At 69.1% G+C, this 3,066-nt stretch carries 2 protein-coding genes; one reads left to right on the top strand and one right to left on the bottom strand.

Annotated features, from left to right (window positions below; translation table 11 throughout):
• Nucleotides 1-450: 450 nt before the first annotated feature.
• The gene (locus tag ON39_RS21445) at nucleotides 451-1,005 is read right to left on the bottom strand and encodes an HD domain-containing protein (protein WP_040737033.1); all 555 of its coding nucleotides are present in this window, start codon (nucleotides 1,003-1,005) and stop codon (nucleotides 451-453) included.
• Nucleotides 1,006-1,558: 553 nt separating this feature from the next.
• Between ON39_RS21445 and ON39_RS21440 the strand changes: the two genes are divergently transcribed.
• Nucleotides 1,559-2,722, top strand: a complete 1,164-nt coding sequence (locus tag ON39_RS21440) for a glycosyltransferase (protein WP_040737032.1) — start codon at nucleotides 1,559-1,561, stop codon at nucleotides 2,720-2,722.
• The last annotated feature ends 344 nt before the right edge of the window (nucleotides 2,723-3,066 follow it).

Below are 3,066 nucleotides of genomic sequence, written 5' to 3'. Positions count from 1 at the left end.
GGAAGTGATGTAGCTCTTGTCGATCCGGGTGCGCCTCAGGGGACGTGCGAGGTGATGCTGGCGGAGCGACCTGAGAGCCGCACTCTTTACTGAGATCTGCACGCGGTGTGGGGACCTGGAAGAAGTGCGGAGGCTGGGAAGTGTTGCGGCTGGTAGCGATACCGGGTGCTCCAGGTGGTTACGCGTGGCCTTGGGCGAAGCGCGCTTGAGGCCGCACTTTTGCTGGCACCCGCTGCGGGGCCCTGAGCGGGGGCGGATTCAAGGAGCGATTGCAACACTGCTGATCTCGGGAAGTGGTGCGGCCGTTGTCGATACGGGCTGAGGTGAGGAGTCGGCGGTGGTGACGCTACGGCGTCTCGCCGGAACCCGCACTCTTGTTGCGATCTGCACCCGGTGCGGGGCACGGGAAGGGGCGAAACTTGAGAAGTGTTGTGAGCGTTGGGAAGTGGTCTACTGGACGCGTGCTCGGGTGGCGACTCGGGTGATGACGGGGAGCCAGGAGTCGAGGGGGGCTACGGGGAGGCCGACGATCTTGCCGGCGTCGTCGGCGCGGCGCAGGGCGAGGGCGGCGGCATAGTCGGCGTCGGCGCGGAAGTCGGCGATCTCCGCGGGGGTCATCGGGCCGCCCTGGGCGATGAGGGTGCGTTGGCTGGAGGGGGACAAGGCCGCGGTGTGGGCCGAATCCGTCGCCGCCAGATAGCGTTTCGCGACGACGTGCAGTTCTACGAGGCGGGCGACGCGGCGGCCGAGCAGCTCGCGGATCGCGTCGGCGCCGTGCCTGCCGTGGCCCGCGTCGTCGCCGGGCACGAGCTGATGGCCGATGTCGTGCACCAGCCCGGCGACCTGCAGCTCCTCGTCGTCGGGGTGCCGCTGCCGCAGCAATTCGGCGCACTGGCGGTCGTGGTCGAGGATGTCGACCGGGTCGCCGCTGCGGTCCGGGGTATCCCACGCGTCTTCGCCGTCGGCCAGCAGCACCATCAACTCGTCCACTGTGGACACCCGCATGTTCGCTCCACTCCTTGCGTGTTCGCTGTCGGTCGGCGTCGTGGGTAACTCGTTGGCCGTGGTCATCCGCACGCTCGCTTCACTCCTCATGTCATCGCTGTCGGTAACTCGTTCACCATGGACACCCACGCCATCGCTGCATTTCTTACGTCCTTGCAGTCGGCCAGCGGCGTCGGCAACTCGCTGACCGGGTCACGCGCGGGCTCGCTTCGCTTCTTACGTCTTCGCTGTCGGCCGGCGGTGCTGGTCATTGGTCGACCGTGGAAACTCGCACTATCGCTCTACTTTCACGTCGTCGCTGTCGGTCGGCGGTTGCTGGCATTGGTCGACCGTGGGACACCCGCTTTTTCGCTCCACTTCTTATGTCCTCGCAGTCGGCCAGCGGCGCGCCAATTCGTCGACCGTCGACACCGTCACGCCACTGCTCGACCCCAATTGGTCTAGACCGTAGCGCCGTTCGCGCCGGAGGTCACGTGAAGTTCAGCTGTCGGGCAGGTGAAGACGCGGTACGTGGGAGCGTTCGGGCCGCGCGACGGTGTGGCAGGCTATGCGAATGCGAGTAGCCGTAGTCGCGGGGCCCGATCCGGGGCATGCGTTTCCCGCCATCGCGTTGTGCTTGCGTTTTCTGGCCGCAGGCGACGAGCCGGTGCTGTTCACGGCCCCACGGTGGTTCGAGGCCGCGCGCGAGGCGGGAATCGGGGTGCGCCGCCTGAAGGGCCTGGCCCCGCGCCCGGTCGATGACGACGCCGACGCGGGCCGGCGCATCCACGAGCGCGCCGCGCACATCTCCACCGAGATCCTGCCCGACCTCGGCGCCATGCTGCCCGAGTTGGTCGTCTCCGACGTGCTCACCGCGGGCGGGGGCATGGCCGCGGAGCGCCTCGGCGTGCCGTGGGTCGAACTCTCCCCGCACCCGCTCTACCTGCCGTCGAAAGCCTTGCCGCCCATCGGAAGTGGGCTCGCACCCGGCGCCGGACTGCGCGGTCGGGTGCGCGACGGCGTGTTGCGCACCATGACCGCCCGCGACATCCGAAACGGTCTGCGTCAGCGCGAACACGCGAGGCAGTTGGTCGGCCTACCCGCTGCGGATCCCGGCCCCGCCGCCCGCCTGATCGCCACCCTCCCGGCGCTGGAGGTGCCGCGCCCGGACTGGCCCGACAACGCCCACGTCATCGGCCCGCTCTTCTGGGAACCGACCGACACGATCCTGACGCCACCGCCGGGCGACACCCCGCTGGTGATGGTCGCGCCCTCGACCGCGCACACCGGCGTGGCCGGCATGGTGGAGACGGTCCTCGACGCACTAGCGGGTGCCGATGTGCGCGTGGCGATCTCGATGCTCGACACCCCGCCCACCGTCCTACCGCCTTGGGCCGCAGCGGGTTTGGGCCGACAAGACGAGCTGCTCACGCACGCGTCGGTGGTCGTCGGTGGGGGCGGTCACGGACTGCTCGCGAAGTCGCTGTCCGCAGCTGTTCCGATCGTCACCGTCCCCGGCGGGGGGGACCAGTGGGAGCTCGCCAATAGGGCTGTCCGCCAAGGCAGTTCGTTGCTGGTCCGCCCGTTGACCACGGCGGCGGTCCGAGCGGCTGTTCTAGAGATCTTGTCGGATCCGCAGTTCGCGGCGGCGGCCCAGCGGGCTGCGGCGACCGCCACGGACGTCGCGGACCCCGTCGAGTTGTGTCACCGGGTGCTCGACGCGGTGCGTGCTGGTTAGCCGACCGCGAGTGCCGTGATTTCTGCGGCTCGATGTGGTGTAGGTGCACAATCGGTGCCCCTGTTCGCGCACACTCCCTGACTTTGGGCACATGAACTCGTATGCGATTGGGCGGCGGTTTCGGAAGGCGTGGCGCCGGTGCTGTGTGCAAGACCGTCAGTCGGTGGCCGGTCCGGCCTCGTCCGTCGGGCTCTGCCTTAACCTCAGGGGAGAGTCGGGGGGCCTTGCCATCCCTCCAGGTGGGTCGGGCAGCTGCGTGCCTCCGGGAGTGTGGGGCCGCCGCGTGCCTTCGGGTGGGTCGGGCCGCTGTCTGTTTCCGGGAGTGTGGGGCCGCCGCGTGCCTT

Source organism: Nocardia tenerifensis NBRC 101015, assembly GCF_000308715.1.
Classification (GTDB): domain Bacteria; phylum Actinomycetota; class Actinomycetes; order Mycobacteriales; family Mycobacteriaceae; genus Nocardia; species Nocardia tenerifensis.
The sequence above is the reverse complement of the archived record's forward strand: the minus strand, read 5'-3'. Positions and strand labels throughout refer to the sequence as shown.

What these genes read in the sequence shown, in the direction of transcription:
- ON39_RS21440 (WP_040737032.1), top strand. Translation starts at nt 1,559, where the DNA reads ATGCGAGTAGCCGTAGTCGCGGGGCCCGATCCGGGGCATGCGTTTCCC.
- ON39_RS21445 (WP_040737033.1), bottom strand. Translation starts at nt 1,005, where the DNA reads ATGCGGGTGTCCACAGTGGACGAGTTGATGGTGCTGCTGGCCGACGGC.